This is a genomic window from Dolichospermum sp. LEGE 00246 (assembly GCF_015207865.1).
GTDB lineage: Bacteria > Cyanobacteriota > Cyanobacteriia > Cyanobacteriales > Nostocaceae > Dolichospermum > Dolichospermum heterosporum.
In genome coordinates this window covers 1-6,971 of record NZ_JADEWA010000290.1, presented here as the reverse complement: position 1 = coordinate 6,971, position 6,971 = coordinate 1, and the positions used below count along the sequence as shown (strand labels likewise).

The 6,971-nt window shown below is 40.6% G+C and carries 4 protein-coding genes; all 4 read right to left on the bottom strand.

The window, feature by feature from the left end:
* Window positions 1–419: 419 nt before the first annotated feature.
* Window positions 420–2,402 carry a bifunctional serine/threonine-protein kinase/formylglycine-generating enzyme family protein gene (locus IQ228_RS17575; RefSeq protein WP_193963756.1) on the bottom strand — a complete coding sequence of 661 codons (1,983 nt, stop codon included), beginning with the start codon at window positions 2,400–2,402 and terminating at the stop codon, window positions 420–422.
* Between the two features lie 837 nt (window positions 2,403–3,239).
* Complete coding sequence (locus IQ228_RS17570; RefSeq protein WP_027402129.1) at window positions 3,240–3,437, bottom strand: NblA/ycf18 family protein; 198 nt, start codon at window positions 3,435–3,437, stop codon at window positions 3,240–3,242.
* Between the two features lie 1,035 nt (window positions 3,438–4,472).
* A complete protein-coding gene (locus IQ228_RS17565; RefSeq protein WP_027402128.1) occupies window positions 4,473–5,201 on the bottom strand; it encodes a Stp1/IreP family PP2C-type Ser/Thr phosphatase in 729 nt (242 codons plus the stop codon).
* 21 nt (window positions 5,202–5,222) lie between these two features.
* Window positions 5,223–6,908: an AarF/ABC1/UbiB kinase family protein gene (locus IQ228_RS17560; RefSeq protein WP_027402127.1), complete on the bottom strand. Its 1,686-nt coding sequence runs from the start codon at window positions 6,906–6,908 to the stop codon at window positions 5,223–5,225.
* Window positions 6,909–6,971: the final 63 nt, after the last annotated feature.

Below are 6,971 nucleotides of genomic sequence, written 5' to 3'. Positions count from 1 at the left end.
ATACTTAATTCATTTAAACTAATTTAGGGATAGGAATATGGACATGACAAAAATCCTGATTCAGACAATATTCAGTTTCGCGCAAAGAAAGATGCAAAGCAGCAAAGACGCAAAGGAAAACCAGCAATTTATCAATAACATCCTGAAAATCCTAAAATCCTGGATATCCTGATTCTGACAATATTGAATATTCATTTTCACGCAAAGACGCAAAGGAAAACCAGAAATTTATCAATAACATCCTGTAAATCCTTAAATCCTGGATATCCTGATTCTGACAATTTAGAAAATGTGTGCTATACTAAGTCCATACACCAAAACCCGCTTTTTGTAGAAAAAAATATTTTCCGCCGTCAGGCGGGGGGCTAAGAAGGGAAAAGAAAAAAGAGAAAAGGGCAAAAGGGTAAAAGTGCAAAGAATTAAAGAGTCCTTGCGCCGGAAACTACTAACCGAAACCCATTGTTGTAGTCCCTGTTATCTGGGTTAGCGTTGTTACGACACGCAGAACGGCAAGTCCCAGGGTTGTAGTACCAAGAACCACCGCGCAGCAGATTTGTACCGCTTCGCCCTGTCAATGCACTACCATCTGTAGGCGCGTTATTGTAACTATCTATATAATCATCCAAACACCATTCCCACACATTACCGTGCATATCATACAAACCAAAAGCGTTAGGAGGAAAAGAACCTACATCTGTGGTTTGTTCACGATACTGGCCTTTTGGTGCAGAAGCTTTTGGTGCAGAAGCATAAGTAAGATTACCATAATAATTTACCAAATCAGGGGTAATACTTTCACCAAAATAAAATGGTGTGGTAGTTCCGGCTCTACAAGCATACTCCCATTCAGCTTCACTGGGTAATCTGTAGTTTTTTCCTGTCTTTTGGCTTAACCGTTGACAAAAAGTAACTGCATCATTCCAACTAACGCTTTCAACAGGACGATTATCACCTTTGAAACCAGAAGGGTTAGCACCTATGATAGCTTGATACTGTGCCTGTGTCAATTGATATTTCCCCATACAGAAACTAGGAACAGTAACTTGGTGTTGGGGACTTTCATCTGAACCTCTTTTTGCTTCACTTTTCGGTGAACCCATCATAAATGTTCCCCCTGGTATTTCAACCATTTCCAATGTCACACCATTTCCTAAATCTTCTGTAAAGTATTTTGCTGACGAGTTGCGTCGCTTGATGATTTTCCCTGATGCGTTAGTGCTGACAACTTCAAAACTAAAGGTTTTCAAGTTATTTGAGGAAGTTGTATTTTCAGGAGTTGTTGTATTTTCAGGAGTTGGTGTATTTTCAGGAGTTGGTATATTTTCAGGTGTTGGTGTATCTGAAATTGAAGTTTGATTTTGCTTCCCAGAAAATAAATTTTGTCCCACAAATGCGACAGTTACACCACCTAAAAATAATCCTCCATAGATAAAACCGCGACGATTGATTCTAGTTGGAGAATTTCCCAAAGATTGATTTTTATTTCCCCCTTGAGGTACATAAACTGTAGGAGGAATTTGTATATCTTTAATAACTTCATCCGCAGATTGATAACGTTTTTGAATATCAACTTTCAACAACTTATCTAAAACTTGCCCCAATTCCTGACTCACAGAACCAGATAAATATTGTCGCCAATTATTCACCCAACTAAAACCATTTATTGTCCATAAATTAAAAGGATCAACCCCTGTTAATAAATGAAAACAAGTTGCACCTAAAGCAAATAAATCACTGGCTGGATAAGCTTCACCAAGCTGAATTTGTTCCAATGGACTATATCCATAAGAACCTATTTGTGTTCCTATTTGGGTGTGAACTGTGGTAGTTAATTGTTTCGATGCCCCAAAATCAATTAATACCAATTTACCATCACTGGCTCGGCGCATGATATTCTGTGGTTTAATATCCCGATGAATAATATTACGTTCATGAATAAACTTTAAAGATGGTAATAAATCTAGTAATAATTCCCGAATTTGGGTTTCCTTGTATTTTCCCTTTTGTGCTAATTCATCTAATAAATTTTCCCCTTTAATAAACTGTTGTACCAAATAGAGAAACCCATTATCTTCAAAATAAGCAAACAGCGTTGGTATTTGTGGGTGTTCTCCTAAATCTTGTAAACGTTTAGCTTCTTCAATAAATAATTCTGTAGCTTTTTTTAAAGCGTAAGTTCCTGACTGTTTAGGTGCAAGTTGCTTGATTACACAAGGTTCATTGAGTTTCTGGCTATCTTCCGCTAAATAGGTTCTCCCAAAACCACCTTCAGCAGAAAGCACCCGCAATACTCGAAAGCGATTGATTAATAATGCTATTAACGGGGTTCTGCAAGATTGACAGAACTTGTGATCATCAGGGTTGATAGGTTGGGAACAATCCGGGTTTAAACAGCAGATCATAATCTGTGGCAGATGACTGTATAACCTTTATCATACAACATAAGTAATTCTCTGTCCCTTCCTGATATAGCGGTATGCACTTAAATGAAATACATCATCAGCCCCTTCTCCTTGACAAAGCTATGGTGTACACACAAGTTAAATTACCCCCTACGGTGTACACACAATTCCCCCTATGACTTGATTTCGTTATCTAATTTTAGTCTGTGCGATAGCGTTCGCGTCTCGTTCGCGGTAGCGTTCCGATAGCTTGCGTGGCGACGCAGGAGCCATAGGAATAGAGATAGCGCGACCTAGGAATCGCTCTGGAAGTCTTTCATTGCCTTCCCGTAGCGTCTCCCACAGAGGAGGAATAACGAAGCGATAGCGTTCGCAAAGCGTCCCGGAGGGAACTAGCGCGACCTAGGAATCGCAAAAACCACGGGATTATGTGATTACTTGCGCTCGTGATGACAATTTCAGGGGTCTATAACGCCTGAAACCCTTGCAGATACCACTTGTGTGTACACCGTAGCCTTTTAGGAGAGGGCTAAGGAGAGGTAGGGAAGGGGGGTTAGGTTTCTGGAGATTATCGGTTTCATCTAATACTTTTCAAACAACCTCTTATACCAAATTTTTTTCATCTAAAATCTAAAATCTAAAATCTAAAATTCTTATAAGGGAAACTCTCTATAGAATCCCCGCCTCTTTGGACTGGGGAGTGTCAACCTATTTACACTATGCTGTAGTAGTAATCGAAGTTAACGCCCCAGCATCCCCAGCTTTTTTCCTGTCTGGAAACGAGCAAGAGAAGGAGGTCGCCCACTGCGATACAGGAGAAGTTACTCATTCGTAACCCTATGCCATATTGGGATCTGATTCTAGACCCCATTGGTGTTTGAGCATTTCTTGGTAAGTTGCTTCACGGACGACCATTTGCTCATAAAGTTTGACCAAAAAATCCTGAGCTTGTTCGTGGCTCATGTGTTGGACTTGTGTAGCAAAGGAGCGAATGCTAAATTGCTGTTCCAAAGATAGTTCAGTTCGTTGATTCATAATGAACTCCAAAACAAACAAGGTTTAAAGTCGAAATTGATAACAGAATTGAAAAGTTGGAAGTCAGTATTTAAAGGTAAAACAGGCTGTTGCTTGTTATTTAAATTCCTTAGTTCCTTTATTTGCAATCTGTTGAATTACATAAAAGTCCGAAGAGGTAATCCTTGGGCTAGATTTTGCTTAACATTTGTTTCTCTATATTAAGAAAGATAACAAGTCTTTGACAATTTGCCCATCTTTTTGAATTTATTTTTCCGAGGTATGTGCTGGTATTGAATCTATTGATACAAGAATCAACTCCGCAGAGAGCGGATTTGTGCAAGTTGGATGGTTTGATTTTGGTGGAGATTCTTTAAATTACAGTAGTTATGGGTTGGTTGCTATTTAGAGGTTATGGGTGAGAAATCAGGACACAGGCAAGTTTTATGCTTGGCACTGATTTTGATTATCTGATGTCTTAACCGCTTATTTGCTATTTATTTAAGACATACTACAAGGTGCAATATGTCAATTGTGGAAATTATAGAAATTTAAGCTCCTGTGGTAATTTTTGGAGATTAAAAATATTTTTATCAAATTGTTAATATAAAAAATGCTCAATTTGAACAAATTGTTAAGTATATTTACTTTTTTAGTTAGGCAAGGGGGAAGGGTTCATCTCGTTCCCAGTCTCTGACTGGGAATGCTATCACAGAGGCTCTGCCTAAATCTGTTGTTGAAGGCAGAGCCTTCTGGAGTTCATTCCCATACAGAGTATGGGAACGAGGGGAGACCGGAAAATTAGGCTTTTACGGACACAAGGACAACGGTAATATTATCCACCTTGTTCTTTGGCGGCTTCAACTAGGGTGTGAGCAGCTTTTTCTAAATTGGGTGCGTCGTTGATGTATTTAAAAATTTTCTGATCTATCATCTCGTTCCCAGTCTCTGACTGGGAATGCTATCACAGAGGCTCTGCCTAAATCTGTTGTTGAAGGCAGAGCCTTCTGGAGTTCATTCCCATACAGAGTATGGGAACGAGAGGAGACTGGAAAATTAGGCTTTTACGGACACAAGGACAACGGTAATATTATCGTGTCCACCTTGTTCTTTGGCGGCTTCAACTAGGGTGTGAGCAGCTTTTTCTAAATTGGGTGCGTCGTTGATGTATTTAAAAATTTTCTGATCTATGAGTTCTTCTGTGAGTCCATCACTACAGAGGAGTAGGCGATCGCCATTTTCGATAGTTAGGGGTTGAATATCAATGTGGTTGAGGTCTTCTCTGCCTAAACAACTAGATAAAACGTGGCGATAGGGATGAACTCTGGCTTCATCAGCAGTAATGTCGCCAATTTTCAGGGCCTTGGCAATCCAGGTATGGTCTTCTGTAATTTGTTCTAATTGTGATTCTCGCAGACGGTAAAGACGGGAATCACCAACATGACCACATACGGGTAATTCCGATGGACGAATCATGATGACTACGGCTGTTGTTCCCATATCAGAACGTTCAGGATGATTTTGTTGGTCTTTAACTATGGCTTGATTGGCGGTGGATAAAGCTTGTTCTAAAATTTCTGAGGAAGATTGGGGGGATTGCCAATTTTGGTCTAGATATGAACGAATTTCTTCGGTAGCGATGCGACTAGCTTCTTCTCCTCCTGCATGACCACCCATTCCGTCGGCTACTATAAAGAATCGCCCTGCGGGATCAATATAGTAGGAATCTTGATTATAAGCACGAATAAGCCCCGGATCTGTACAACCGGTAGATTCAAGTTTCATAGATTTTTCGTGAACAATTAATTAATACATTCGATCATAACGGTCGAGGCGTAGAAGCAGACGAATCAGCATGAATGAAACTGATGCGGCAATTAAACCAATCAGACTTGCTAACCATACATAGTGGCTAACTAGAAGAATTGTGGCAGCAATTGTAAACCCACTGATAATAAGAGCATAGCTTATTCCCAGTTGAATATTACCCTGTCGCCGTATCAGGCGTTCAGTTTCTACGGAGCGAACTCTTAGTCGAATATCCCCACGTTCTATTTTATCTAGGGTATCTTCTAATCTTCGTGGTAATCCTAAAGCAGTGCTACTAACTTGGACTGCTTGACGACTTAATTCATTCAAGAAGCTATTCCCCTCAGAACTACTGTTATCTGTCATAAGCTGCATTGCGTAAGGCTGGGCAACTTCCATAAAGTTAAATTCTGGATCTAGACCTTTCCCCACACCTTCGAGGGTGGAAAAGGCACGCATGACGAAGGTAAAAGTGGCTGGAAATCTAAATGGTTGATCATAAGCGAGTTCATACAAATCCTCACTGATAGCTGCCACCGATTGGTTTTCAAAGGGCTTGTCCATGAAGTTATCCAGCATATACTGGACAGAACGACGGACAGGTCCCATGTCTTCAACTGGGGCGATCGCTCCTAAATCAACTAGAGATTTTACCACACGGTCGCCATCTTTTTGGGCGATACCAAATAAAGTTTCCATTAAGCCTTCGCGGACATTGGATTTAATTGTTCCCATCATCCCGAAGTCGTAGAAAATTAAAGCCCCGTCAGGACTAACTGCCAGATTACCAGGGTGGGGGTCAGCGTGGAAGAAGCCATTATTCAGCAGTTGATGTAGATAGGCTTGTGCGCCGTAACGAGCGATCGCTTTTCTATCCACACCAGCCGCATCTAAAGCATCATATTGACTAACTTTAATCCCCGGCACATACTCTAAAGTAATTACTCTAGAGGTAGCATAACGCCAATAGACTCTCGGTACTTTTACCCAATCATAAATACGGAAATTCCGGCGAAAAGTATCGGCGTTGCGTCCTTCATTCAGATAATCAATTTCTTCCCAGAGAATACGACAACACTCTTCATATATACCCATCCAATCTCTACCGCGTCCCCATTTGGGATGATTTTGAAAATAGCGGGCAATACCTTTAAGAATGCCTAAATCAATTTCAAACAGCTTTTTGAGTCCAGGACGTTGCACCTTGACAACTACGGACTCACCAGTATACAAAATCGCCTTATGGACTTGACCCAAACTAGCAGCAGCCAGGGGAACAGGTTCAAAATCTTGGAACAGGACGGAAATTTTCTTCCCTAATTCCTGCTCAATAATTCCTTCTACCTGTTCATAACTAAATGCCGGGACTCTATCTTGTAACTTAGATAACTCCTCCACATATTCAGCAGAGAAAATATCCGCACGAGTTGAAAACAGTTGTCCAATCTTAATAAAAGTCGGACCCAAATCTAAAAACGTCGTTCTAATCCAGATTGCTTGGGCTTTGCGTCTAGCTGCTTGCTTGGTTTCTGTTACACCACCGGGGTAACTCCAAGCCTTGTTATAGCGCCAAATTTTGAACATCAAGGTCAAGACAAAAGACCAAATATCCACAAAGCGGCGTTTGCTAGAGTATTCTTCCCGATTCCAACGGTATGCTTTGTCTGAGTAACCTTGTTCCATATTTTTCTTATACCGTCGGGTTGTTACGGAGGTAGGGGAGGTAGGGGAGGTCTGTCTCTTATA

Coding starts and splice junctions, on each gene's coding strand:
- IQ228_RS17575 (WP_193963756.1), bottom strand. CDS start 2,402: ATGATCTGCTGTTTAAACCCGGATTGTTCCCAACCTATCAACCCTGAT.
- IQ228_RS17570 (WP_027402129.1), bottom strand. CDS start 3,437: ATGAATCAACGAACTGAACTATCTTTGGAACAGCAATTTAGCATTCGC.
- IQ228_RS17565 (WP_027402128.1), bottom strand. CDS start 5,201: ATGAAACTTGAATCTACCGGTTGTACAGATCCGGGGCTTATTCGTGCT.
- IQ228_RS17560 (WP_027402127.1), bottom strand. CDS start 6,908: ATGGAACAAGGTTACTCAGACAAAGCATACCGTTGGAATCGGGAAGAA.